The 24,974-nt window shown below is 69.5% G+C and carries 18 protein-coding genes; 17 read left to right on the top strand and 1 reads right to left on the bottom strand.

Translation table 11 applies throughout. The annotated features are described in order from the left end of the window. The first annotated feature begins 58 nt into the window (after positions 1-58). The 17 genes from ACWFR4_RS14675 to ACWFR4_RS14595 all read left to right on the top strand — a co-directional run bounded on the left by ACWFR4_RS14675 (position 59) and on the right by ACWFR4_RS14595 (position 22,775). On the top strand, positions 59-1,432 hold the full coding sequence (locus ACWFR4_RS14675) for a purine-cytosine permease family protein (RefSeq protein WP_453456224.1): 1,374 nt from the start codon (positions 59-61) through the stop codon (positions 1,430-1,432). Further along, positions 1,429-2,910, top strand: a complete 1,482-nt coding sequence (locus ACWFR4_RS14670) for an aldehyde dehydrogenase (protein ID WP_453652710.1) — start codon at positions 1,429-1,431, stop codon at positions 2,908-2,910. The genes ACWFR4_RS14675 and ACWFR4_RS14670 overlap by 4 nt, the downstream gene beginning before the upstream one ends. Then, the gene (locus ACWFR4_RS14665) at positions 2,907-4,244 is read left to right on the top strand and encodes an ArgE/DapE family deacylase (RefSeq protein WP_453456219.1); all 1,338 of its coding nucleotides are present in this window, start codon (positions 2,907-2,909) and stop codon (positions 4,242-4,244) included. The genes ACWFR4_RS14670 and ACWFR4_RS14665 overlap by 4 nt, the downstream gene beginning before the upstream one ends. A gap of 14 nt (positions 4,245-4,258) precedes the next feature. After that, complete coding sequence (locus ACWFR4_RS14660; RefSeq protein ID WP_453456216.1) at positions 4,259-5,626, top strand: aminotransferase family protein; 1,368 nt, start codon at positions 4,259-4,261, stop codon at positions 5,624-5,626. A 180-nt stretch (positions 5,627-5,806) separates the two neighbouring features. After that, entirely contained in the window at positions 5,807-7,285 is a 1,479-nt protein-coding gene (locus ACWFR4_RS14655) for an APC family permease (RefSeq protein ID WP_453652708.1), read from the top strand. A gap of 143 nt (positions 7,286-7,428) precedes the next feature. Further along, positions 7,429-8,832 carry an aspartate ammonia-lyase gene (locus tag ACWFR4_RS14650; RefSeq protein ID WP_453652852.1) on the top strand — a complete coding sequence of 468 codons (1,404 nt, stop codon included), beginning with the start codon at positions 7,429-7,431 and terminating at the stop codon, positions 8,830-8,832. A 153-nt stretch (positions 8,833-8,985) separates the two neighbouring features. Further along, positions 8,986-10,272 carry a flavin-containing monooxygenase gene (locus ACWFR4_RS14645; RefSeq protein WP_453652706.1) on the top strand — a complete coding sequence of 429 codons (1,287 nt, stop codon included), beginning with the start codon at positions 8,986-8,988 and terminating at the stop codon, positions 10,270-10,272. A 10-nt stretch (positions 10,273-10,282) separates the two neighbouring features. Further along, a complete protein-coding gene (locus ACWFR4_RS14640; RefSeq protein WP_453456211.1) occupies positions 10,283-10,753 on the top strand; it encodes a RidA family protein in 471 nt (156 codons plus the stop codon). Further along, entirely contained in the window at positions 10,750-11,424 is a 675-nt protein-coding gene (locus ACWFR4_RS14635) for a DUF1028 domain-containing protein (protein WP_453456208.1), read from the top strand. Before ACWFR4_RS14640 ends, ACWFR4_RS14635 begins: the two co-directional genes overlap by 4 nt. Continuing rightward, a complete protein-coding gene (locus ACWFR4_RS14630; protein ID WP_453652704.1) occupies positions 11,424-12,569 on the top strand; it encodes a M20 family metallopeptidase in 1,146 nt (381 codons plus the stop codon). The genes ACWFR4_RS14635 and ACWFR4_RS14630 overlap by 1 nt, the downstream gene beginning before the upstream one ends. 351 nt (positions 12,570-12,920) lie before the next feature. Further along, positions 12,921-13,880, top strand: coding sequence for a LysR family transcriptional regulator (locus ACWFR4_RS14625; protein WP_453456203.1), 960 nt, complete (start codon positions 12,921-12,923; stop codon positions 13,878-13,880). A 546-nt stretch (positions 13,881-14,426) separates the two neighbouring features. After that, positions 14,427-14,579 carry a hypothetical protein gene (locus tag ACWFR4_RS14620; protein WP_453652703.1) on the top strand — a complete coding sequence of 51 codons (153 nt, stop codon included), beginning with the start codon at positions 14,427-14,429 and terminating at the stop codon, positions 14,577-14,579. Between the two features lie 97 nt (positions 14,580-14,676). Further along, the gene (locus ACWFR4_RS14615) at positions 14,677-16,926 is read left to right on the top strand and encodes a SpoIIE family protein phosphatase (RefSeq protein ID WP_453652701.1); all 2,250 of its coding nucleotides are present in this window, start codon (positions 14,677-14,679) and stop codon (positions 16,924-16,926) included. Continuing rightward, positions 16,919-18,160, top strand: a complete 1,242-nt coding sequence (locus ACWFR4_RS14610) for a DUF2254 family protein (RefSeq protein WP_453456194.1) — start codon at positions 16,919-16,921, stop codon at positions 18,158-18,160. Before ACWFR4_RS14615 ends, ACWFR4_RS14610 begins: the two co-directional genes overlap by 8 nt. A gap of 736 nt (positions 18,161-18,896) precedes the next feature. Further along, entirely contained in the window at positions 18,897-19,748 is an 852-nt protein-coding gene (locus tag ACWFR4_RS14605; RefSeq protein WP_453652699.1) for a DUF1259 domain-containing protein, read from the top strand. Between the two features lie 251 nt (positions 19,749-19,999). Further along, positions 20,000-21,205, top strand: coding sequence for a cytochrome P450 (locus ACWFR4_RS14600; RefSeq protein ID WP_453652697.1), 1,206 nt, complete (start codon positions 20,000-20,002; stop codon positions 21,203-21,205). 511 nt (positions 21,206-21,716) lie between these two features. Further along, positions 21,717-22,775, top strand: a complete 1,059-nt coding sequence (locus ACWFR4_RS14595; RefSeq protein WP_453456186.1) for a type III polyketide synthase — start codon at positions 21,717-21,719, stop codon at positions 22,773-22,775. Between the two features lie 172 nt (positions 22,776-22,947). On the opposite strand, the gene ACWFR4_RS14590 is transcribed toward ACWFR4_RS14595, so the two are convergent. Then, on the bottom strand, positions 22,948-24,579 hold the full coding sequence (locus ACWFR4_RS14590; RefSeq protein ID WP_453652695.1) for a phosphodiester glycosidase family protein: 1,632 nt from the start codon (positions 24,577-24,579) through the stop codon (positions 22,948-22,950). Positions 24,580-24,974: the final 395 nt, after the last annotated feature.

Here is a 24,974-nt window from a genome sequence, read left to right as displayed (position 1 = left end):
ACCCCCAGAACCGCGCCCAGAGCCAGTTCTGGAACGCCGCACCATAGACGCTGTTCCCGTGTCGGAGCGGCACGGCCGTACCCGCGACCTCTTCACCATCTGGTTCTCCGCGAACCTGGGCCCGCTCACGGTCGTCACCGGCGCCCTGGCCCCCACCGCCTTCGGACTCTCCTTCGGGTGGAGCGTCGCCGCCCTGCTCGTCGGGCACCTCGGGGGCGGCTTCCTGATGGCGCTCCACTCGGCGCAGGGCCCGCAGCTCGGCGTACCGCAGATGATCCAGAGCCGCGGCCAGTTCGGATCGGTCGGCGCGCTCGCCGTCATCCTGGTCGTCATCGTCATGTACCAGGGCTTCTTCGCCTCCAACCTGGTCGTCGGCGCCCAGTCCCTGAACCAGGTGGTCCCCGCCGTCGGCCGCGGCGAAGGCGTCGTCCTCGGCGCGCTCGTCAGCCTGGCCGTGGCCGTCGTCGGTTACCGGCTCATGCACCGCATCGGCGCGCTCACCAGCTGGGCGTTCGGCGCCGTACAACTCGCCGGCGCGGCCTGGCTGCTCTTCGGCGGCCTGCCCGACGGCTTCCTCGACCAGGGCGGCTTCAGCCTCGCCGGGTTCCTCGGCATGGTGTCGGTCGGCGCGCTCTGGCAGATCGCGTACGCCCCGTACGTCTCGGACTACTCGCGCTACATGCCCGCCGACAAGGCCGGAATCCGCTCCACCCTCTGGTGTACCTACGCCGGCTGCGTACTCGGCAGCCTGCTCCCCATGGTCGTCGGCGCCGCCATCGGCGTGGCCGACGGCGGCGACCCGATCGCGGCGCAGAGCCACCTGCTCGGCTCCCCGCTCGGCCAGATCACCCTGTGGAGCTTCGCGCTGGTCACGATGCTCACCAACTCCATGAACCTGTACGGCGCAGTGCTGTGCGCGGTCACCGCCGTGCAGACCTTCGCGCACCGGTGGCTGCCGCGCGCCACCGGCCGGGCCGTCATCGGCGGCGTACTCACCGCCCTGTCGGTGGCACTCGCCCTGGCGTTCGCCGACTCCTTCATGACCAGCTACCTCAACCTGATCTACGTACTCCAGTACGTCCTGATCCCATGGACCGCGATCAACCTCGTCGACTTCTACCTGGTCCGCCGCGGCCACTACGACGTGGCGTCGTTCTTCGCCAAGGACGGCGGCATCTACGGCCGCTGGAACGTCACCGCCCTCGCCGTCTACGCCCTCGGGATCCTCGCCGAGATCCCCTTCATGGCCCAGTCCCTCTACACCGGGCCGCTCGCCCACGCCCTCGGCGACACCGACCTCGGCTGGATCGCGGGGCTGATCGTCACCGTCCCGGCGTACCTGCTCGCGGTCCGCCTGACCGCCCGTAAATCCACGGCAGTGGATGTCAGCGCCACCTCATCCGCCCCGACCACCGGAGTCCCCGCCCCATGACCACGACGGACACGTACGCCACGTGGCAACAGCACGCCGCTGCCCTCGACTTCCGTACCCGCGCCTTCATCGACGGCCGCTGGACCCACGCGGCGGACGGTGCCACCTTCGCCACCGTCAACCCCGCCACCGGCAAGGTGACCGCGCGGGTCGCCGACGGCGGCGCGGGGGAGATCGACGCTGCCGTGCGCGCCGCTCGCACGGCCTTCGACGACGGCCGCTGGTCGCGTACCGACCCCGCCGCGCGCAAGCGCGTCCTGCTGCGCCTCGCCGAGCTCATCGAGGCGAACGCCCGCGAGCTCGCGCTCCTCGACACCCTCGACATGGGCAAGCCGATCACCGAGTCGTACGGCACCGACGTCCCCGGCGCGGCGGGCTGCTTCGCCTGGTACGCGGAGGCGGCCGACAAGCTGTACGACGAGGTGGCCCCCACCCCGCCCGGAAACCTCGCGGTCGTCCGCCGCGCCCCGCTCGGCGTCGTGGGTGCCGTCGTGCCGTGGAACTTCCCGCTCGACCTGGCCACCTGGAAGCTCGCACCTGCCCTGGCGGCCGGCAACAGCATCGTGCTCAAGCCCGCCGAGCAGTCCCCCCTGTCCGCACTGCGGCTCGCGGAACTGGCAGCCGAAGCCGGCCTTCCCGACGGCGTACTGAACGTCGTCCCCGGGCCGGGCGAGACGGCGGGCCGCGCGCTCGGTCTGCACCCCGACGTCGACACCCTCGTCTTCACCGGCTCGACGGCCGTCGGCAAGCGATTCCTGTCGTATGCGGCGGAGTCGAACATGAAGCAGGTATGGCTGGAAGCGGGCGGCAAGAGCCCCAACCTGGTCTTCGCCGACGCCGACCTCGACGCCGCCGCCGAACGCGCCGCCTGGGGCTTCCTCTACAACGCCGGCCAAGTCTGCTCCGCCAACACCCGCCTCCTCGTGGAGGCTTCGATCGCCGACGAGTTCACCGCCCGGGTGGTCGAGCACGCGGCGGCGTACGTCCCCGGCGACCCGCTCGACCCGGCCACCCGGCTCGGCCCGCTCGTCGACGAGCGGCAGGTCGACCGCATCGTCGAGGCGGTCGCCGGCTCCGGCGGGCACATCGCCTGCGGCGGTACGCGCCCCGCCCGCGACGGCGCGTACCTCGACCCGACCGTCGTCACCGGCCTCACCCCCGACGCGCCGCTCGCCCGCGAGGAGCTGTTCGGGCCCGTACTGACCGTGCTCCCGTTCACCGACGAGACGCAGGCACTCCGCCTCGCGAACGACTCGCCGTACGGTCTGGCCGCCTCCGTCTGGACCCGCGACCTCGCCCGCGCGCACCGCGTCGCGGACGCGCTGCAGGCCGGAACGGTCTCGGTGAACACGGTCGACGCGCTCAGCCCCGCGACGCCGTTCGGCGGCTTCAAGCAGTCCGGCTTCGGGCGTGACCTGTCCCTGCACTCGTTCGACAAGTACACGGGCCTGAAGACGACATGGATCGCATACGCATGACCACTACCTCTCACGTCCTGGCCGAGATCGACCGGCGTACGGACGACCTCATCCGCCTCACCACCGACCTGGTGGGCTTCGACACGACCGTGCGCGGCGACGCCGCCGAACCCGCCCGCGACGAGGCCGACCTCCAGGAGTATCTGGCCGGCCGCCTGCGCGCCGCCGGAGCCACCGTCGACGTCTTCACGCCCAAGCCCGGGGACCTGCCGGCATCTCCGCAGACACCGCCGGGCCTGGGCTTCGACGGACGCCCACAGCTGATCGCACGCTTCCCCGGTACCGGCGGGTCCGGTGCCCGCTCGCTCCTCTTCAACGGCCACATCGACGTCGTGTCCGCCGAACCGAAGAGCGAATGGACGAGCGATCCCTTCCGCGCGGAGGTGCGCGGCGGGCGGCTGTACGGACGCGGCACCTGCGACATGAAGGGCGGCATCGCGGCGGCCGTCGTCGCCGCCGAGGCGCTCGCCGCGCTAGGCATCCGGCTCCCCGGCGACCTGCTGATCAACACGGCGACCGACGAGGAGTGGAACGGAGCGGGCACTCTCGCCTCCGTCGGCTACGGCGTACGCGCCGACGCGGCCGTGGTTCCCGAGCCCACCGACCTGGACGTCGTCGTCGCCCAGCGCGGCATACTCGGCGGAACGGTCACGGTCGCCGGCCGCCCTGGGCACGCGGAGTACCCGCCGGGCGACTGGCGTACGGGTGGAGCGGTCAACGCCATCGAGAAGACCATGCCCGTGCTCACCGCCCTCCGGCGACTGCGCGAACAATGGGCCGAGGACCCCGCCCATGTCCACCCGCTCCTCCCCCCGCCGGCGATCGTACCCACCACCATCAAGGGCGGGGAGTGGTGGGTGACATACCCGGCGTCGTGCGAAGTCGCCCTGGACGTCACCTACTTGCCGGTGCAGGCCGACGGTGGCGGGTGGGCGAGCCGGGTGCGCCACGACATCGAGCGGGCGGTACGGGAAGCGTGCGCCGACGACGGCTGGCTGACCGCCAACCCGCCCCGGTTCACCTGGGACACCGAACTTCCGCCCGCCGAAGTCCCCTCCACACACCCGTTGGTACGGGCTCTGACCGCGTCCGCCACCGCTCTGGGCCGCACACCGCGGCTGCTCGGCGAACCGTCCTGGACGGACGCCGCGACGCTGACCCGCCTCGGCGGCACCCCCGCCGTCTGCATCGGTCCCACGGCCACCCGCCCGGACGGCTCCCCGACCCTCCACACCATCGACGAGTACATCGAGATCGGCGACCTGGTGGCCACGGCGAAGGCACTGGCCCTTGCAGCCCTCGACATGACGGCACCCGCAACCGCCGCCCCCTGAAAGGACATACGACGATGAACACCCCGCTCACGCACGCACAGCTCGCCGCCACCGACCGGGCGCACATCATCCACCCCTACCTGCCCGGCAGCGCCGAGGAGCGCGTCATCATGACCAGCGGCTCCGGCTGCCGGCTCACCGACGCCGAAGGCCGCTCGTACCTCGACGCGACGGGCGGGCTGTGGCTGGCGCAGATCGGGCACGGCCGGGAGGAGATCGCGCAGGTCGCGTACGACCAGATGAAGCAGCTGGAGTACTTCACCAGCTTCTGGGAGTTCTCCAACGACCGCGCCATCGAACTCGCCGCCCGGCTGACCTCGCTCGCCCCTGAGGGCCTGGGCCATGTCTACTTCACCTCCGGCGGCTCGGAGGGCAACGAGGCCGCCATCAAGATGGCCCGCTACTACCACCACCGCCGCGGTGACACCGCACGCACGTGGATCCTGGCCCGGCACAAGGCGTACCACGGCATCGGCTACGGCGGTGGGTCGGCGACCGGCTTCCCGGTCTACCACGAGGGCTTCGCGCCGATGATGCCGCACGTGACGCACCTCACGCCGCCGTGGCCGTACCGGCAGGAGCTGTACGGCGGCCAGGCACGCACGCCCGAGGAGGTCACCGACTTCCTCATCCGGGAGCTGGAGGAGCGGATCGCGGAGATCGGGGGCGAGAACATCGCCGCCATGATCGGCGAACCGATCATGGGCGTCGGCGGGATGCTGGTGCCTCCGGCCGACTACTGGCCGCGGGTCCGGGAAGTCCTTGACCGGCACGGCATCCTGCTGATCCTTGACGAGGTGGTCACCGCCTACGGCCGGGTCGGGCACTGGTTTGCCGCGCAGTACTTCGAGGTCACCCCCGACATCATCGTCACCGCGAAGGGCATCACCTCCGGCTACATCCCGCTCGGCGCCCTGCTGGTGGGCGACCATGTCGCTGAGGTGCTGCTGCGCGATCACGGCTTCCCGATGGGCTACACCTACAACGGCCATCCGGTCGCGGCCGCTGTGGCGCTCGCCAACCTCGACATCATCGAGCGCGAGGGACTGCTGGGCAGGGCCACCGAGATCGGCGGCCACCTGCACCGTGAACTGGAAAGCCAGCTCGGCGACCTGCCGATCGTCGGCGAGATCCGCTCCGTGGGCATGATGCTCGCGGTGGAACTTGTCGCCGACCGCGAGACCCGCGAGCCGCTGCCCATGCCGCAGCCGCTGCTTCCGGATGTCATCCGGCGTGAGAGTGGCGTCATCGTCCGCGACTGCGCCCACAGCCTGGTGCTGTCGCCGCCGCTGATCATGACCGAGACGGAAGCCAAGGAGACCGTCACCGCGATGCGCTCCGTCCTGGAGCGCACTCTCCCCACCGGAGAGATCCGAGCCTGACCGCCGGGTCCGGGGGCCGCCATCGCCGGCCCCCGCCCCTGCCCGGGCGCTCCCTGTCATCGGCGCCCACATCATCTGGCCCTCGTCCCTCCACGAGCCCTCCCCTCGCGCGTCCCCTCAGGAGGAATCCCCGTGTCGGCAACACCCGCACCACCAGCAGCAGTGACAGAAACGGCCCCGGTGCCTCATCTGAGACGAAGCCTCCGCCGCTTCGACATCATGGCCATGGGCATCGCCGCTGTGATCTCCTTCGACGTCGTCGGCCAGATCGCCACCGGTGGTGGCGAAGCACTCACCTGGACCGCCGCGCTCGCGTTCCTCTTCCTCGTTCCCTACGCCCTGATCTTCGCCGAGACAGGTGCCGCGTTCCCCCAGGAAGGCGGTCCCTATGTCTGGGTCAAACTCGCCTTCGGACGCTTCGCTGCCGCGCTGACCACGCTCTTCTACTGGGTCACCAACCCGGTCTGGCTGGGCGGATCGCTGGTCTTCGCCGCGGCGAGCGCCTGGGACGGCTTCGTCTTCCACCTCGGCACCGGCACCCTCGCCGACTACACCTTCAAACTCGTCTACATCTGGGTCTCCATCCTCACCGCGGTCGTCTCCCTGCGCCGCGGCAAGTGGATCACCACCGCGGGGGCGATCGTCAAGGTCGGCCTCGTCCTGCTGTTCACCGGCACAGCCCTCGTCTACGGCATCCGGCACGGCCTCGACGGACTTCACAACGCTCAGCTGTCACCGACCACAGCGGGCTTCCTCGGCCTGGTACCCGTCCTGCTCTTCGCCTACGTCGGTTTCGAGGCCCCCAACGCCGCCGGCGACGAGATGCACAACGCGAAGCGGGACGTTCCCATCTCCATCGGCGTCTCGGCGAGCGTCGCCGCCTGCTGTTACCTGCTGCCGGTCCTGGCCATTCTCTCCGTCACCCCGGCCAGCCGGTCCACCGGTATCAGTGGGTTCCTCGAGGCCACCGCACTCGTCTTCGGCGTCTATGGCAGCTGGGGCGGCCCGCTGCTCACCACAGCCGCAGTCATGTTCGTCTTCGCTCTGCTGACGCAAGGCAGCGCCTGGATGATCGTCAGCGACCGGATGCAGGCCATGGCGGCCGCCGATGGCGGGTTCTTCGGCCGTTCCCTGGGCGCCTTCCACGGCCGGCTCGGCACGCCGGTACGCATGAACCTGCTTTCCGGAATCACCGCCACTGCTTTCATGCTCGCGGCGATGACCCTCGTGCAGGGCGACACCGCCGCCGTTTTCGGCGTCGTCCTCACCGTCGCCATCACCACCCTGCTTCTGTCCTACCTGGTGATCATCCCCGCGCTGGTCGTCCTGCACCGGGGCCACACCGCAGTCCTCCGCCCCTACCGTGTGCCCTTCGGTACCGCGGGTTTCCTGATCTGCTCGGCCCTGGCCTACCTCTGGATCCTCCTCGGCTCCTGGACGGCGCTGTTCCCCGGCACGCTCGAACCTGTCCTGGGCGTCACGTACGACTTCCAGGACACCTGGGGCGTCTCCCGCATCACCTTCGAGGCGTTCACGCTCGGCACCGTGGTGGCCCTGCTCGTCATCGGCGTACTCGGGCGCACTCTCGGCGCGGCCCGTGACCGGCGCACGCCACAGCCCGATTCCTACAGGTCTCCCGTGAGCAGCGCGGCTTCGTAACGCCCTCGCCCGCCGCGCCGCCCGCACCGGGGCGCCGCGGCGGCCACGGACCGTGCGGCTCGTGCGGCGCTGATGCCGCTCCCTGTACTCCTCTTCCGCACACCTCTGGAGCCAAAGCCGTGACCACAACGGACCTGGTCCGCATGGAGCACGACCTGCTGGGAGACCGTCCCGTCCCAGCCGATGCCTACTACGGGGTGCACACCCTGCGTGCCGTGGAGAACTTTCCCATCACCGGCACGCCCATCGGCGCCCATCCCGACCTCGTCACCGCCCTGGCGTTCGTCAAGCAAGCGGCGGCACTTGCCAACCGTGACCTGGGCCTGCTGGACGCGGACCGGACCGACGCCATCGTGGGAGCCTGCGAGGACATCCGGCGCGGACGGCTGCGGAAGCAGTTCATCGTGGACGTCGTCCAGGGCGGCGCCGGCACCTCGACCAACATGAACGCCAATGAGGTGATCGCCAACCGGGCGCTGGAAAGACTCGGCCTGCCGCGCGGGGAGTACGACCGTGTGCACCCGCTCGAGCACGTCAACATGAGCCAGAGCACCAACGACGCCTATCCCACTGCCCTCAAGATCGCGCTTCACGTCGGGACCCGGCGCCTCCAAGCCGCCCTGACGGACCTGGCGACGGCGTTCTCGGGGAAGGGCAAGGAATTCGCGGGCGTACTCAAGATGGGTCGCACCCAGCTGCAGGACGCGGTGCCCATGACACTGGGGCAAGAATTCGGTGCCTACGCCGTGATGATCGACGAGGACACCGAGCGGTTGGCGGAGGCGGCGGCGCTGATCACTGAGATCAACCTCGGCGGGACCGCGATCGGCACCGGAATCAACACCCATGCCGACTACGCCGAGTCGGTCCGCCGGTACCTGGCCGAACTCACAGGTATCCCACTCAGAACCTCGGCCGACCTCGTAGCAGCCACCCAGGATGTCGGCGCCTTCGTGCACTTGTCAGGCGCACTCAAGCGAACCGCGGTGAAACTCTCCAAGATCTGCAACGATCTGCGGTTGCTGTCCTCCGGCCCACGCGCCGGACTGGCGGAGATCAACCTCCCGCCCGTTCAGGCCGGATCGAGCATCATGCCGGGCAAGGTCAACCCGGTGATTCCCGAAGTGGTCAACCAGGTCGCGTTCGAAGTCATCGGCAACGACGTCACCGTGAGCATGGCCGCCGAAGCCGGCCAGCTCCAGCTCAACGCCTTCGAACCGATCATCGCCCACACCCTCTTCAAGTCCCTCGCCCATCTCACGGCCGCCTGCCGGACACTGACCAACCGCTGTGTCGTGGGCATCACCGCCAACGAGGAACATCTGCAACACGCGGCGGAGCACTCCATCGGCATCGTCACCGCCCTCAACCCCTACATCGGATACACCGCCGCGACCGAGGTCGCCGCGGAGGCGCTCGCCACCGGTCACAGCGTCCCTGCGTTGGTGGTCGAACGCGGTCTGCTGACACCGGAGCAGATCAGCGACATCCTCCGCCCGGACCGGCTGGTTGGAACCCGTACACCCGCGCGACTGCATCAGGAGTGAATCGGGGCACTCACATCTACAAATTCGATGAACTACAACTAATACATCTGTTGGACAGAATTTCGGGTGCGTCCCAGAATTTCTCATGCGGTGACGGGTCGACACGAACGATCGACACGACACCGACGGACCACCCCATGAGCGGAGGCTGAAGTGCCGAGTGAAGAGACTGAAGTAGTCGTCGTAGGGGCGGGCCAGGCAGGCGTGGCCATGAGTGAGCACCTGGGAGCCCTCGGCGTCCCACACGTCGTCCTGGAGCGGCACCGGATAGCCGAGCGCTGGCGCTCGGAGCGGTGGGACTCTCTGGTCGCGAACGGCCCCGCGTGGCACGACCGGTTCCCGGGGCTGGAGTTCTCCGACGTAGCCCCTGACGCCTTCGCCTCGAAGGAGCAGGTCGCGGACTACTTCGCCGCGTACGCGGAGAAGATCGGTGCCCCGGTCCGGTGCGGTGTCGAGGTGACCTCGGTGCAAAAGCATGAAGGTCGGCCCGGTTTCCGGGTCGAGACGTCGGAAGGCTCCATCGACACGCGCTTCGTCGTCGCGGCGACCGGCCCCTTCCAGCGGCCCGTGATCCCCGCCGTCGTCCCGGACGGCGCCGTCCCCGTGCAGATCCACTCCAGCGCCTACCGCAACCCGGAGCAGCTGCCCGAGGGCGCGGTCCTCGTGGTCGGGGCCGGCTCCTCCGGTGTCCAGATCGCCGACGAGTTGCGCCGGTCCGGTCGCCGGGCCTTCCTCTCCGTCGGTCCGCACGACCGTCCACCCCGCGAGTACCGCGGACGTGACTTCTGCTGGTGGCTCGGTGTGCTCGGCCGCTGGGACGCGGAGACCCCTCCCCAAGGGGCCGAACACGTCACCATCGCGGTCAGCGGCGCACGCGGCGGCCACACCGTGGACTTCCGTGCCCTCGCCGCCGACGGCATCGAGCTCGTAGGCATGACCACGTCCTACGACAACGGCGTACTGCGCTTCGGGCCCGATCTCGCCACGAACATCGCGCAGGGCGACGCCAAGTACCTCGAACTCCTGCAGGCAGCCGACGAGTACGTCGAACGCAACGGCCTCGACCTTCCCGAGGAGCCGGAAGCCCACCTCCTCGGCCCGGACCCGGAATGTGTGGCCGACCCCCGACTCGAGCTCGACCTGGCCGAGGCCGGCGTCACCTCGATCGTCTGGGCCACGGGCTTCGCCGCCGACTACAGCTGGCTGAGGGCCGACGTTTTCGACGAGAACGGCCGGCCGAAGCAGCGACGAGGCGTGTCCTCCGAACCCGGGGTCTACTTCCTGGGCCTGCCCTGGCTGTCCCGCCGCGGGTCGAGCTTCATCTGGGGTGTCTGGCACGACGCCAGGCACGTCGCCGACCACATCACAACCCAGCGAGGCTACCTCGCGTACGGCACCACCGACCGGCCCGACACCGTGCCGGCGACGCACACGAACTGAGGAGCATCTGATGACCTCCACGAGCGAGGGCCGTCGGGCGAAGGCCCCGATCGTCGCCGGCGGGCACACCCGGATCCGGCCGTTCAACACACGCGAGACCTATCCCGAGCAGAACCTCCACAACGATCTCTGCCAGGCCGTCGTGGCCGGTAACACCGTCTACGTCCGGGGCCAGATCGGCCAGGACCTCGACACCAGCGAGTCGGTCGGTATCGGTGACGCCGAGGCCCAGGCCGAGCAAGCCATGGCCAACATCAAGATGCTGCTCGAAGAAGCGGGCAGCCGTATGGAGCATCTGGTCAAACTGACGATCTATCTGATCGACCCGCGCTACCGCGAGGCGGTGTACCGAACCGTGGGCCGCTGGACGAAGGGCGTGTACCCCATCTCCACCGGACTGGTGGTGTCGGCCCTGGCCCGCCCGGAGTGGCTGTGCGAGATCGACGCGATCGCGGTGATCCCCGAGGAGCAGCAGGCATGACGTTCTCTCTAGTGGTGCGGGACGGTAAGCGGTTCGGTATCGCGGTCAGCTCATCGAGCCCGGCGGTCGCCGCCCGCGTCGCCCACCTCGAACCCGGCGTCGGCGCGGCAGCTTCGCAGAACGTCACCGACCCCACCCTCGGCACGAGTTTGCTGGCCGGACTCGCGGACCACGACGACGCGCGACGCGCCCTGACCGAAGTCACCGGTGCGGCGCGGAACGCGAAGTCCATCGGCTACCGGCAGCTGACGGTGGTCGGCCGCTCCGGCCCCGGGTTCGCCTACAGCGGCACGGGGACCCTGGGCACCTACGCGTCGGCCACAGCGGACGGCGCGGTCGCGGCGGGCAACATGCTGGCCGGCGAGCACATCCCACAGGTTCTTCTCGACGCCTACGCGGCAGCCACCGGCCAGCTGGAAGAGCGTCTGATCGCCGCCCTGCGTGCCGCCGTTGAGGCCGGCGGAGAGGAGGGGCCCCTGCACTCCGCGGGCCTGGCCGTCGTCGCGGACGCGGACTGGCGGGTGACCGACCTGCGCGTGGACTGGGCTGACGACCCTGTGGACCGGCTCGCGGAGCTGCTCGAAGTCTGGCTGCCGCAGCGCGACGACTACGTGCGGCGCGGACTTGACCCCGCAGCCGCACCCTCGTACGGCGTCCCGGGTGATCTGTGATGGGTACGCTCAAAGAGGCCGCCCGGCGTGAGATCGACCGTCATGCCGACGAGCTGATCGCTCTCTCCGAGCGTCTGCACGCCGATCCGGAAACGGCCTGGGAGGAGCACCGGGCCGCCGCTGCCGTCCCGGAGCTGCTGGACCGCGCCGGATTCCAGGTCACCTCTTCCTACCTGGGTCTGGAAACGGCGTTCGTGGCGCGGTTCGGCAGCGGACCCACCCGGATCGCGCTGTGCGCCGAGTACGACGCGCTGCCCGGCCTGGGCCACGCCTGTGGGCACAATCTGATTGCGGCGAGTTCCGTCGGCGCGGCCCTCGGCCTGGCCGCCGTCGCCGACGACGCCGGCCTCACCGTGGAGGTCTACGGCACACCCGCCGAGGAGGGCGGCGGCGGCAAGATCGAGATGCTCGACCGCGGAGCCTTCACCGGAGTGGACCTCGCCATGATGGTGCACCCGGCGCCGGTCGACGTCGCCGAGGCCCGCCCGTTCGCGGTCAGCCACTCCAAGATCTCGTACGCCGGGAAGTCCGCCCACGCCGCCGCCTACCCGGAAGCCGGAGTCAACGCGGCTGACGCCTTCACCGTGGCCCAGGTCGCCATCGGCCTGCTCCGCCAGCAGCTGCCGGCCTCGGCCCGGGTGCATGGCGTGGTGACCCACGCCGGGGACGCCCCGAACGCCATCCCCGAGCGATCGACCGGTCGTTGGTATGTACGAGCCGAGACCCTCGCCGAACTGGCCGAGCTGGAACCACGTGTCATGAGGGCCTTCGAGGCGGGGGCCCTCGCGACCGGGTGCACGCTGGAGATCGAACCGGAGAGCAAACCGTACGCGGAGTTCCGCACCGACGAGACGGCACTTGGGCACTACCGCCGTAACGCCGTCACGCTGGGTCGTACGTTCGCGCCGCCCGGCCAGGCCGCCCGGATGAACCGCGCCTCCACGGACATGGGCAACGTCTCCCAGGTGGTCCCGGCCATCCACCCCTACATCGGGATCGGCTCTCTGCCCGCCACCAACCACCAGCACGAGTTCGCCGCGTTCTGCGTGGGTGGACCGGCACAGCGGGCCCTGCTCGACGGGGCGGTCGCACTGGCATGGACCGGTATCGACCGGGCTGCGCCAGGCGGGGCAGTACCGGCATGACGAGGGCCGTCGCCGCTCCGGCCGCGAGGTCCCGTCGCATGCCGCGGCCGGTCCGGAGCGAGCCCCGCCCGGGCTCCGGCCCTGCTCTCCATCCGCTCGGGCCGCTCGCTCCGGACCGCCGACCAGCAGTGCTTACCGCACCGCGGGACACGGTACGGCCGCGTCACGAGCACGGCATGGACTTCGTCTCGGATCCCGGTCACGAGGGCCGTGTTCGGTAAGCCAGAGGACGTATTCACCGACTGGGTGAACCCGACCATCAGCGCGTCCGGAGGGTGATGGCCAACCACGCCCTGGACGCTGCCACATAAGGTCGGGGTGGACACGGAACGAAAGGCGCAGGGCTCACACATGACGTCACCGGTGGGTTTCACCCTCGTTCAGCTCCGCTACTTCCTCGTCGCCGCAGAACACGGTTCCATGACAGGGGCGGCGGCCGAGCTCAACATCGCGCAGTCCGCGGTGTCCACTGCCATCCACAATCTTGAACACGACCTGCGGGTGCACCTGTTCATCCGCCGCAGGGGCCGAGGACTGACCCTGACACCGGCGGGGGAGAGGGTCCAGCACCAGGCTCGCGAGCTCCTGGCCCGTGCGCGAGAGGTCGAAGGGGAAGCCCGCGGCAGTGGGGAGACACTCCTGGGTCCGGTGACCGTCGGATGCTTCGTCACACTGGCGCCGTACTACCTGCCCGCCCTGTTCGACGAATGCACCAGCCGTTACCCGGCGATCGAGATCGACGTGGTGGAGGCGGAGGCCGAGCAACTGCTCCAGGCGCTGCACGCCGGACGCATCGACTTCGCCCTCACCTACGATCTCGGCCTCTCCACGGATCCGGGAATTCACGGGGAGACGATCGCCCGCTTCCCGGCCTACGCCATCGTCCCCGCCGGTCACCCGCTGGCCGGCCACGGCACGGTGGAGCTGGCCGAACTGACCTCCGAACCCCTCGTACTGCTCGACCTCCCCTACACCCGCGACTACTTCCGCGCGCTTGTGGCGGACAGCGGTACCGCACCCGACGTGCGGTACCGCACTCAGAGCTATGAGACCGTTCGCTCCATGGTGGCCCAAGGACTTGGGTACTCGGTGCTGAATCAGCGTCCGGCGACGAGACAGACCTACGGCGGCGGTGACGTCGTGGAGCTGGAACTCAGAGACGGAGGACCGCCATTGGAACTGAAACTGGCAACGGTGCAGGGCATGACACAGACACCGCGTGCCCGGGCCGTCATGGAGCTGCTGCGTGACATCGCGACCAGACCGCACCCCCGACGACCTGAAGCAGGTCAGGCCGACCAGAACGCCTGACAAGGGTGACCCCGTGCTCGTGCCGCCGGGTCGGTCGACGGTTGAGCGTCCCACAGGGCAAGTCGGCGAATCGTCGGCAGGAACTCCAGCACCGTACCGAGGACCGCGACACCATGGGCGTAGGCGTACCCGAGGCAGTGTGATCGGCACGCTTCTTCACCCCTCCCGAGTCGTGCGATCCGCGTACCCAATGGGCCGCACACCTCGGTAGACATGGCGGGCAACGCTCCTGCCGAGGACCGGTTCCCCCGTCGGGTCACCCCAGGGCGGCTCCCACCTGTGCGCCCCGAACTGCTGATTGCGCTACCGCCCCGTCGCCCGGACCGGCCAGAGCGAGGACACCGCGACCTGCCACCTCGGCTTCCGCTGGCGACGGCAGGTCGGCCGGGCGGCCGCCGGATGCCCGGTCGACGATGGGTGGATCACCCGTTCGTACGACACGGCAGGCGGCTTCCCGACCCCGCACACAGACTGCAGGAACGCGCCCGTGCCGTGAAGCGGGCCACCTGGGGCGGGGAACCACGTTCACTCGCGAGGGGCCGGTTCATGTCCGACACGTTCCGTGGTGTGATCAATCTCGATGTCCGGGACTCGGTGCCCGACTGGGCTCCGTACGGGCAGGCGGAGGCCCGGGAGACAGCCCTCTACGCGTTCACCGGCGGCACTCTTCACCGGGTCGCCGTCGATGTTCAGCGGTGATCCGTACGTCGACCTCGAACGCGAGGCCGAAGCCATGCTCGCCCGTGAATAGACGAAGGCAGGGCCAGTGCTTCGGCTGTGACACAGGCGGGTGGTGATGTCACTTCACGACGACCCCCTCTTCACCTTGGATGCTCACGGACAGGTCGTGCAGTGGAGCGCGAGAGCGGAGCACCTTTTCCATCGTCTCGCGGCGGAGGCTCTGGGGCAGGGTGTGTTCGACCTCGTCGGCTCCGAGGACCCGGGGCGGCCTTGGAGGATCGTGCCGCTGACGGACGGGTCCCCTGAACGCGCGTGGGCGGTGTGGGCCGAGGAGGACGGCCTGCCGGGCCTGAGTGAGGCGATCCTGGACGCAGTGTTCACTCAGGCGGACATCGGGTTGCACGTTCTGGACCCGCAGCTGCGGGTCGTGCGAGTCAACCCGGTGGCCATCGGCATGCGCGGCGTCCCCCAGGAGAGTGTCATCGGCCTGCCGGCGGCGGAGGCGTACGTGTCGATGGGCGTCCATCTCGACGAGACTTTGTTGCGCGAGGTGCTCGCCACGGGGCGCCCGGTTCGTGACGTCCTGCTGAGCAGTCGGCCGCTCGTGGACTCTGAACGTGAGCACATCTTCTCGATGTCGGTCCACCGCCTGAGCGACCGGGCGGGCCGGATTCTGGGGCTGGTGGCGACCACGGTCGACGTGACGGACCGGGAGCGCGCGCAGGCCCGACTACGCCTCCTGCACAAGGCTCGGGATCACATCGGGAGCAGTCTCGATGTGGAGCGCACGGCCCGCGAACTGGTCGACGTCGCCGTACCGGATTTTGCAGACAGCGCCGTGGTGGCGCTCACCGACGGCGTTCTGGAAGGCAAGGCGCCCGAGCTGCTGCCCCGTGACGGCGAGGCGCTGCTGCGCTGCGCAGCGGCGGCCGGCTCGGACCGCAACTGCCCGGTCCCGCCGACAGGTTCGATCCTGCTGCCCGGACTGTTCGGCCCGCACCTCCCCGCATCCCCCGTCATCCTGCCCCCGCCCGTGCCGCATCGCCCCGGCTCGGCAGGCACCGTCGCCACCCCGCGACTGGTCGCGCCGCTGTCGGTGCGAGGCCAGATCTTCGGGGTGGTCGCCTTCGAGCGCCGGCCCGGCGGCAGGCCCTTCACCGACGGCGACCTGGACCTGGCGGAGGGCATCACCACGCGCACCGCAGGCCATCTGGAGAACGCGCTGCGCTTCACCCGCGAACACATCGTCATGACGGCTCTGCAGAGCTGGCCGCTCCGGCCGGAGCGGCAGACGCAGCGGGCCGCTGAGATCGCCCAGCGGCACCGCGGCGCCGGCAGCGGCGCCGGGTCCTGGTTCGACGCGCTACCGCTCCCCGGTGCCCGCGTGGCGCTGGTGGTGGGACAGGTCGAGCACCCTGGGCTGAGCACCGTCGCCACGATGAGCCGACTGCGGACCGCGGTCCACAGTCTCACCACCCTGGATCTCGACCCGCACGAACTGCTCGCACGCCTGCATTCCACGGTTCTGCGGCTCGCCCGGGAACAGGGCGACGCGGAGACGGTGCACGAGCCGACGGCCCACTGCACGTTCGCCGTCCACGATCCCGTCAGCGGGCATTTCGACATCGCCCGGGCCGGTCGGTCGCTCTTCGTCATCGTCCGTCCGGACGGCACTGTGGACACCGACCCCGTGGCCGAGGGGCCTCTCCTGGGTGAGGAAGGGCCCCCTTTCGCCAGCGCCTGCCACGTCCTGCCCGAGGGAAGCACGATCTGCCTGGCTTCCCCCGCGCTGGCGGAGCAGGAGGGGCCGACCGTCGATCGACTGACGGCCGCGCTCGGCCACCCGGGGCGCGGTCCGCAGGAGATGGCGGACGACGTGGAGCGGCTGCTGGCGCCCGACCGCGTTCTGCTCGTCGCCCGAACGCGGCGGCTCCCCGCGCGGGACGTATGGGAGTGCGATGTACCGGCCGAGTTCCAGGCCGTCGGCCCTACCAGAAAGGGGGCGGAGGCACGCTTGCGGGCATGGGGACTCGTCCTCGATCCGTCTGCGGCTGAACTCGTCGTGAGCGAACTGGTCACCAACGCCGTCCGCTACGGGGTCGCCCCGATCACCCTTCGCCTCATCCGGGGAGAGTCGACACTGATCTGCGAAGTCGACGATGCCGCGCTCACGGCTCCTCATCTGCGCCATGCCAAGGCGGTGGACGAGGGCGGCCGTGGCCTCCACATCTGCGCGACGCTCGCGGCGAGCTGGGGCGTGCGCTACGGAGAGGGTGGCAAGACGGTCTGGGCCGAACTCGACGCACCATCCGCCGAAACGACGGTATTCCCGGTGCCGGACAAGACGGGAGATGTCCGTGCGTGAGCCGCCGATGACGTTGCTGGGCATGGGGCGCTCCGCCGAGCGCGTGGTGCGACCGCGGCGCGCGCTGCGCGCCGGCACCTCCCACCTGGTGGCAGTGGGTGCGTCGGTAGGCCTCGGCATCGCCCTGCCCGCGATCGACGGCGGTTCCCAGGTCCATGCCGACCGGGCCGTGGACGTACTGAAGGTGGTGGGGCTGGGGGTACTCAGCGTCACCACCCTGATCTTCTCGCTCCTGTTCCTCGTCGTGCAGTGGGCGGCCGGCAACTTCAGCCACCGCCTCACCCTCTTCCGAGAGGACCCCGCCGTCTGGCGGGTGTTCGCGTTCACGCTCGGCGTCCTCGCCTACACGGTGACCGCAGTCCTGGCCATCGGTTCCCGCGCCACCGTGTCGATGGCTGTACCCGTCACGGCCTTGCTCCTGGCGGCGCTCGCCCTGGTCTTCGTCCGCCATCTCCAACTCAGGGCGCTGCGCTCCATCCAGCTCTCCCACGTCCTGAACGAACTGCGCGACCGCGGCCTCGAAGTGCTCGGCGTCTACTATCCACCGGCCGCCGCAGGCGGGCAGGGGACCGTCCCCGAGAGGGCCCCCTTGCCCGAGGCCGCCGCGTCCGTCGTCTGGCGAGGGAGAGCGGTGCTCGTCGAACAGCTCGACCTGGCACGGCTGGTGACAGCCGCGACGCGCGCGGACGCCGTCCTCGCCCTGCGCGTCCGGGTGGGTACCACCCTGTACCGGGGCGACGTGGTGGCCGACGTACACGGCGGGCCGATGCCCGAGGCGGACATCCTCAAGGCGGTCGTCGTCGGGGCGGAGCGCACCTTCCACCAGGACCCGGCGCTCGCCTTCCGGTTGCTGTCCGACATCGGCCTGCGCGCGCTGTCATCGGCCATCAACGATCCCGCCACAGCCGTCCAGGCTCTGGACGCGATCGAGGATCTTCTGCGGCGCCTCGTCGCGGGTGAGGTCGTCCAGGCCGACCGTGCCATCGCCGACGAAGGGGGCACCGTGCGCCTGGTGATGCCCGTGCCCGGGTGCGAAGAGCTCCTCCAGATCGGCCTGGACGACATGCTCGTCGCGGGGCGGGACGTCCCGATGGTCATGACGCGTTGCCGGACGCTCCTGATCGGCGTGCTCCCCGTGGCACGCGAACACTGTCGACGTCCGCTGGAGAAACGACTGGTGTGGACGGAGCGTCAGCTGGAGAGCCGGCCGTCCTTCCTGGAGGAGGCCGGGTGAGGCTGCCGAGCCTCCCGCGTATCCGCGTCCCGGAGGACGCAGCCGACCGGATGCGGGAAGAAGCGCACGCCCGCGGATACACATTCCCGTACCTGGTGGACAGCGAGCAGGATGTCGCTCACGCATTTGGGGCGGTGTGCACTCCGGACTTCTACCTGTTCGACGAGGAGCGCAGGCTCTACTGCCGAGGCCGGTGGATGCCAGCCGTCCCGGCAACGGCATACCGGTCACGGGCGAAGACCTCAGGGCGGCAGTCAAGTCACTGCTGGCCGGGGAGCCGGCGCCAGATGTCCACAAGCCGTCGTCACTTCCGTACCACGTCGGGGAAGGCCCGACACCCGCCTCGCTCCCAGCAGGATTCACCCGAATGGCGGGCCGTCGAACCCCGGTCAACGATCCGGCCGGGGACCTCTGTCGAGCCGGACGGCCCTCGCGACGAGCGGTCAGTTCGATGCACCGCGCAAGGCATCACTCAAGGCGCCGTTCGACGATAGAGGGAAAATATACATTTGACTCATCTAGGCCAGGTCGATGCCGATAACACACATTTCTCATGGTTTCATCGCGCCATGGAGGAGATCAGATGATGACTGGAGACAATCAGGCGGCCACATCCCGGCGACGCGTGCTGGCCGCTGCCGCCCTGGCACCGGTGCTGGCCGGGGCGGGGCCGGCCGCCGCTCGCACGATGCCCGACGGGGGGGCAGGGGCCATGCCCCCCAGGCGGGTCAGGCCGGTGACCACCACCGAGTCGGACTGGGCGGCCGTAACGAAAGTGCTGGGCCGCAGCGGCAATCTGCTGCGAGGGACGACCTACCACACTCCCTATCCCCGCGACGATCTTCGCGTCGTCGTCGAGGGCGACATCGTCATCACACCGGAGCTCGCACTTGGTGCGCACGTGGCCTTCGTCCGCTACGCCGACGGCAGCAGGATGTGCATGGGCGATGTGGCGGTCACCGAGAAGGAACTGCAGCGGGTGATCGACGTCTGGCAGGCGAGTGGAATCGCGGTGACCGCGCTCCACAAGCATCTGCCCGCCCACAGCCCCGACATGTGGTGGGTCCACGTCCACGGACACGGCCAAGGCGAACAAGGCGAACTGGCCCTGGCGCACGGACTGCGTGCGGGATTCGACTGCACCGGCATCCCGCCTGCAACACCGTCCGGCCCGCCGCGCCCCGTCGCCCTGGACGGGGCCCGAATCGATGCTGCGCTGGGCGCCAAAGGTTCCAGCGACGGCGTGGTCTACAAGGCCGTCTTCGCCCGCCGCGAGACGATCTGCGACGGTCATCTGGTACTGCCCCCCGGTCTGGGCGCGACCAGCGCGTTCATTTTCCAGCCGCTGGGAAACGGCAAGGCAGCGCTCAGCGGAGACTGCGTCATGCTCGCCGAGGAGGTCCAGAACGTACTGGGAGCCTTGCGGCGCGGCGGGATCCAGCTCGTCGAGCTGCACAACCACCACTTGACGGAGAGCCCCCGCCTGTTCTTCACCCACTTCTGGGCCGTGGGCGACGCCGTCGAGCTCGCCAAAGCGCTGCGCCCCGCAGTGGATGCCACCAACGTGGTTCCGACCAGCGGCGTATGACGAGCAGACGGCGGATTGCTGCCCCCACGGCATCCCCGTGCTGCCGGTGACGGTTCCTCGCTGTCAGCCGCCCCGCCCCCACCGGCCCCGCAGGCCATCGCCGGGGGCGGGCCGCGACCCCTTCCTGTGGGCCAATTGCCCACAGCGGTGCGTGCCCCGGCGGTCGGCGGGGTACCCACGACATACCTATGCCCTGCTTCATCCCAGTAGGTGCTGTATCACCCCTCAGAAACCCATATCTGGAGCTCCGTATGGAACCAGTCGCCACCCCGCGGAACTGCCCGTTCGACTATGCCGAGGCCCTCGAGTTCGACCCGGTGCTCAAGCACTTGATGGCCGAAGAGCCCGTCTCCCGCATCCGACTGCCCTACGGTGACGGGGAAGCTTGGCTCGTCACCGGCTACGACGATGTGCGCACGGTGACCACCGACCGGCGTTTCAGCCGTCACGCCATCATCGGCAAGAACTTCCCGCGTATGACCCCTGAACCCATTGTTCAGGACGAGGCGATCAACGTGATGGACCCACCGGCCAGCAGCCGCCTGCGCAGCCTCATCTCCAAAGGCTTCGCGCCTCGTCACATGGAACGCATGCGGGTCCGCACCCAACATGTCGTGAACGAACTGATGGACCGGATGGAGGAGCACGGTAGTCCCGCAGACCTCACCGAGCACCTGGCCGACCCTCTGCCGCTGGCCACCATCTGCGAGGTACTCGACATCCCCGAGGCCGATCGGGCCCAACTGCGCGCCCACGCACGGACCATGATGGACACCGGCATGGGCAACCGTGACAACGCCGTACGGGCCAAGGCCGATCTCCGTGCCTACTTCCACACGTTGACCGGGCGCCGGCGCGAGAACCCCGGCGACGACCTGATCAGCGTGCTCGCCACGGCTCGCGACGGAGACGAGATCCTCAACGACCAGGAACTGACCGTCATGGCCATGGTCCTGCTCATCACCGGACAGGACACCACCACCTACCAGATCGGGAACATCGCCTACACCCTGCTCACCCGGCCCGAAGAGCTCGCCATGCTGCGCGAGCGTCCCGAGATGCTCCCGCAGGCGATCGAGGAACTGCTGCGCTTCATCCCCTTCCGCAAGGGTGTCGGCATTCCCCGCGTCGCCATGGAAGACGTGGAACTGAGCGGGGTGACCATCAAGGCAGGAGACATCGTGCACGTCTCCTATCTGACAGCCAACCGCGACGGACGGAAGTTCGACCGGCCCGACGAGCTGGATCTGGAACGCTCCGGGCCGTCTCACATGACCTTCGGCTGGGGCGGACATCACTGTCTCGGTGCCCCGCTCGCCGCCACGGAACTCCAAGTCGCACTCGGAACCCTTCTGAAGCGCTTCCCCGACCTGAAACTGGCAAAGCCGGCCGAAGAAGTGCGCTGGAACACGACGTCGATCTGGCGTTATCCGCTCGCGCTGCCCGTCACCTGGTGACCGCGGCGCCACGCCGTTCGTACCCGAGGCCATGCGTACAAGGCCCACTCGCTGAGCCTCGGGTACCTGCCACCTTCTGCGCTGTGTCTCGCGGCGGGGGCCTGCGTCGGGCAGGGCCCGGAGGCTCGGGTTGCGAAGCTCCGCATCGACCGTGGCCGGGAACAAGACTGTCATCAACCATGCGTCGCCAGGAGGACCGCAACCCCCTATGACTCGGGCCGTCCTGCTCGTGCGCCGCGCCCGACATGCGGCTTCCACTCTCCCGTCGTAGCGTGGACGGGAGTGCTGACCAAGCCGTGGCGGATCACCGTCCGCCCGAACGGCGAGAACTCAGTCTTCGACGGTCTGCACCGACCGCGCCCGTGCCAGGTATCGAAACCGCGCCGGAGCCCACCAAAGATCTGATTCGCACCGCTTCCGCGCGGACGGATCCGGTTGGCTGCCGGACGGCGAAGAGCCCGCATCTGGTCATGGCCCGGCTGTGTGGACCACGTGTGGTGGGAGGCGTTCCATGGCGGTTCTCTGTAAGCCGGCGATCGAAGTGCCCGAGTACGTCATCACCAACGAAGAGACCCTCGAGCTGGCGCAACGGTTGCACAGCGACCATCCGCAGCTCGATCTGGTTCTCAGCCTGATCGAACATACCGGGGTGCAGAAGCGGCATCTGATCCAGCCGATCGAGAAGGTGCTGCAGCACCCGGGCGTCGACGCCCGCAGCGCCACTTACGAGGCGCACACCAAGGCCCGCGTGCCGGCCGTGGTGCGCAGGGCACTCGACCAGGCGGAGCTGGAACCTCAGCAGATCGACATGATCATCTACGTCTCCTGCACCGGCTTCATGATGCCTCCGCCTACCGCATGGCTCATCGACACCATGGGCTTCGGGCCCGACACCCGGCAGATGCCGATCGCCCAACTCGGCTGCGCAGCAGGCGGCGCGGCCATCAACCGGGCACACGACTTCTGCACGGCGTACCCCGACGCCAACGCACTCATCGTCGCCTGCGAGTTCTGCTCGCTGTGCTACCAGCCCACCGATCTCGGTGTGGGATCCCTGCTGTCCAACGGCCTGTTCGGCGACGGGATCGCCGCGGCCGTGGTCCGGGGCAACGGCGGCACCGGAGTCCGCCTGGAACGCAACGGCTCGTACATCATCCCGAGCACCGAGGACTGGATCTCCTACGCGGTCCGGTCCACCGGCTTCCACTTCCAGCTGGACAAGCGCGTGCCCGGGACCATGGAGCCACTCGCCCCGGCCCTGCAGGCCCTCGCGGAACAGCACCAGTGGAACGCCAGCAAGATGGACTTCTACATCATCCATGCGGGCGGTCCGCGCATCCTGGACGACCTGAGCCTCTTCCTCGACGTGCCGCCCGAGGCGTTCCGTTTCAGCCGGGCCACGCTCACGGAGTACGGCAACATAGCCAGCGCGGTGGTACTCGACGCCCTGGCCCGCATGTTCGACGAGGCATCAGTCCTTGACGGCCACCGCGGCCTGATGGCCGGCTTCGGACCAGGCATCACCGCCGAGATCGCCCTGGGCACCTGGACCTCGGAATCCGAATCCTGACGCCCTCAAGCTTCAGAGGCCACGACCGCCCACACCCCACGCCAGGGCTGTGGGCGGTCGAATGCGGAGCCGGGTGGCCGGGGGCGGAGCGAGCCCGGCTCCGCGCATGTCAGGCCTTGGGCGAGGCAGGGCCCGACCACCGGTTCCGCGGCGCGGAGGGTGTGAGCGGCGGTCAGTCGTCGGCCGGAAGGACCTGGATGGTGTCCCCGACCGCGCGTTCGCCGGTGGAGTCCGACGGCTGGTTGACCACCGAGCCGTTGACGGCCATCGCAGTGGAGCCGCCGCCGTCGAGGTTCAGTGCCTGCACGGCACCGAGCGACTGCATGAACGCGGCGGCCTCCTGGAGCGTGAAGCCCTCGCTGCCGCCCTTCTGCCGCCCGTCTACCGTCACCAGAAGCAGCCTGCCCCGCTTGTCGATGCCTGCCATGGTGCGGGGCTGGCGGACGTTGGCCCACGCATACCCGAATGACGGGTACTCCGGGTCGATGACCCCTTCGGTGGCGGCGTCGATGTCGATGCGGCCGTGCTGAACCAGCGTCGGGGCCGCGCTGACGAGGGAGTCGCCACCATGGAGTTCGACGCGCCTGCCGTGGCTGTCGCGGATGGCCTCGTTCACCTTGATCCGGCTGCCCGGCTCGGCGTGCTCGGTCAGCCAGTCGGCTGCCCGGCCGGTGCCCTGCAGCACGTGTCCGTCCGCGGGCACGCGTCCGCCACGTGCGCCGACCGAGACGATCCGGCCGGACGCGTCGAGCACGACCTGGACGCCGGGTCCGGTCGGCAGGTCGGCCTGGAAGGCCGGAGTGAACTGCACCATGTCGTCGCCCAGTTGACAGGTCACGTCCTGCCAGGGCAACTCGCTCGGGGTGGTGCCGGGACGGCCGCAGTCGCGCACCGTGCCGGGCCTGCGGTTGATGCCTTGGATCTGGTACGAGTCGTTCCCCGCCCGGGCTGTGACGGTGGTGGTCAGGTCGGCGATCCGGGCCTTGCGGCCTCCGTCGCGGATGAGCAGCGCGGCCCGTGAGCCGACCGCCATCGACTCCAGTTCACCTTTGTAGGCGCCGATGCCGGACATGGTGCCCGGCACACCGTCGACCGATCCGATCACGAAGAAACCGCCGTTGATGCCGACCAGCGACTTGAGCTTGGCGGACACCGCCGAGGTGGTCGTGCGGTGTGTGACATTGCCGTCGTGGGTGGCCTCGACGGTCCCGGTGAAGGTCTTCGGGTCGATCACCGCGACGTGGACGTTCTCCCGGTCGGCCGGCTCCTGGCTGTCGTAGCCGGTCCAGGAGAGCGTCGGGTGGAACCCGGCCGCGGTGACCGCCGACGACGTGCTCTGCGCCTGGCTCTGCGTGGCGAAGTTCCCGACCCGGACGCGGTACCCCATCAGCCCGTGGGGGCTGTCGGTGTATGCGGGCCACTGCACGCTCTCCACGCGGGGCCGCAGGCCCGCCGCGGTGAGCTTCTGTGCCGTGCTGTCGGCCCAGTCACGGGTGGAGACCTCCGCCCAGCTCGCGGGTGCGTCCGGATCGTTCGAGGACCACCGGGTGGCCCCCGGGGCCTGGATGGTGACCGTCCAGGAGTGCGTGACACCGGGGTGCTGGAGGGTGCCGGTGCGGACCTCGACCCCGGGAGCGGGAGTCTGCGCCGACCACTGTTCGGTCGCCGTGGTGGGCACGGTGTCGGCCTCCGCGACACCGGGCAGCGGGGACGGTCCCACTACGGCGAGCACGGCGGCCGCGGCGAGTCCGGCGCGGACACGGGAGGAGCGCAGGGCGGCGCCTCGGGCAGGGGTGTGACGCATGAAAATCCACCTCATGATGGGGACGGGGGCGACCGGCATGGGGGAGGGCGTCTCAGCCGCCGGGTGTGCGGGAACGCAATGGTCTACTCCACTGCTCGTGGGTGTCAACGACCGTGCGTTGGACGGTTGATGACCGATAGGTGCCCTGAAGTGGGAGCCTGCGTGGGGGAGGGTGCGTCGCGGCTGGAAAGGCCGATGGAGGGCACGCCGGCCGGAGCTGCCCGGCAGCCACCGAGGGTGCCCCTCCGTCACCGTCGACTGACAGGAACTCGCGACAACGCCCCTTCGGGACCTGACAAGCGGGGATGAGGTTTCTGGCACTCGCACCGTTCCCACCCCCACCGCGGCGGAGCAGCCATCCACACCGCGGGAGCCGTGACCTTGTGGCCGCGGCT

The organism is Streptomyces sp. NPDC055140 (assembly GCF_053607285.1).
The sequence above is the reverse complement of the archived record's forward strand: the minus strand, read 5'-3'. Positions and strand labels throughout refer to the sequence as shown.

Excerpts from the sequence above, each read along its gene's own strand:
- ACWFR4_RS14670 (WP_453652710.1), top strand. The coding sequence starts at position 1,429 with ATGACCACGACGGACACGTACGCCACGTGGCAACAGCACGCCGCTGCC.
- ACWFR4_RS14665 (WP_453456219.1), top strand. The coding sequence starts at position 2,907 with ATGACCACTACCTCTCACGTCCTGGCCGAGATCGACCGGCGTACGGAC.
- ACWFR4_RS14660 (WP_453456216.1), top strand. The coding sequence starts at position 4,259 with ATGAACACCCCGCTCACGCACGCACAGCTCGCCGCCACCGACCGGGCG.
- ACWFR4_RS14650 (WP_453652852.1), top strand. The coding sequence starts at position 7,429 with ATGGAGCACGACCTGCTGGGAGACCGTCCCGTCCCAGCCGATGCCTAC.
- ACWFR4_RS14640 (WP_453456211.1), top strand. The coding sequence starts at position 10,283 with ATGACCTCCACGAGCGAGGGCCGTCGGGCGAAGGCCCCGATCGTCGCC.
- ACWFR4_RS14635 (WP_453456208.1), top strand. The coding sequence starts at position 10,750 with ATGACGTTCTCTCTAGTGGTGCGGGACGGTAAGCGGTTCGGTATCGCG.
- ACWFR4_RS14630 (WP_453652704.1), top strand. The coding sequence starts at position 11,424 with ATGGGTACGCTCAAAGAGGCCGCCCGGCGTGAGATCGACCGTCATGCC.
- ACWFR4_RS14625 (WP_453456203.1), top strand. The coding sequence starts at position 12,921 with ATGACGTCACCGGTGGGTTTCACCCTCGTTCAGCTCCGCTACTTCCTC.
- ACWFR4_RS14620 (WP_453652703.1), top strand. The coding sequence starts at position 14,427 with ATGTCCGACACGTTCCGTGGTGTGATCAATCTCGATGTCCGGGACTCG.
- ACWFR4_RS14615 (WP_453652701.1), top strand. The coding sequence starts at position 14,677 with ATGTCACTTCACGACGACCCCCTCTTCACCTTGGATGCTCACGGACAG.
- ACWFR4_RS14600 (WP_453652697.1), top strand. The coding sequence starts at position 20,000 with ATGGAACCAGTCGCCACCCCGCGGAACTGCCCGTTCGACTATGCCGAG.
- ACWFR4_RS14595 (WP_453456186.1), top strand. The coding sequence starts at position 21,717 with ATGGCGGTTCTCTGTAAGCCGGCGATCGAAGTGCCCGAGTACGTCATC.
- ACWFR4_RS14590 (WP_453652695.1), bottom strand. The coding sequence starts at position 24,579 with ATGCGTCACACCCCTGCCCGAGGCGCCGCCCTGCGCTCCTCCCGTGTC.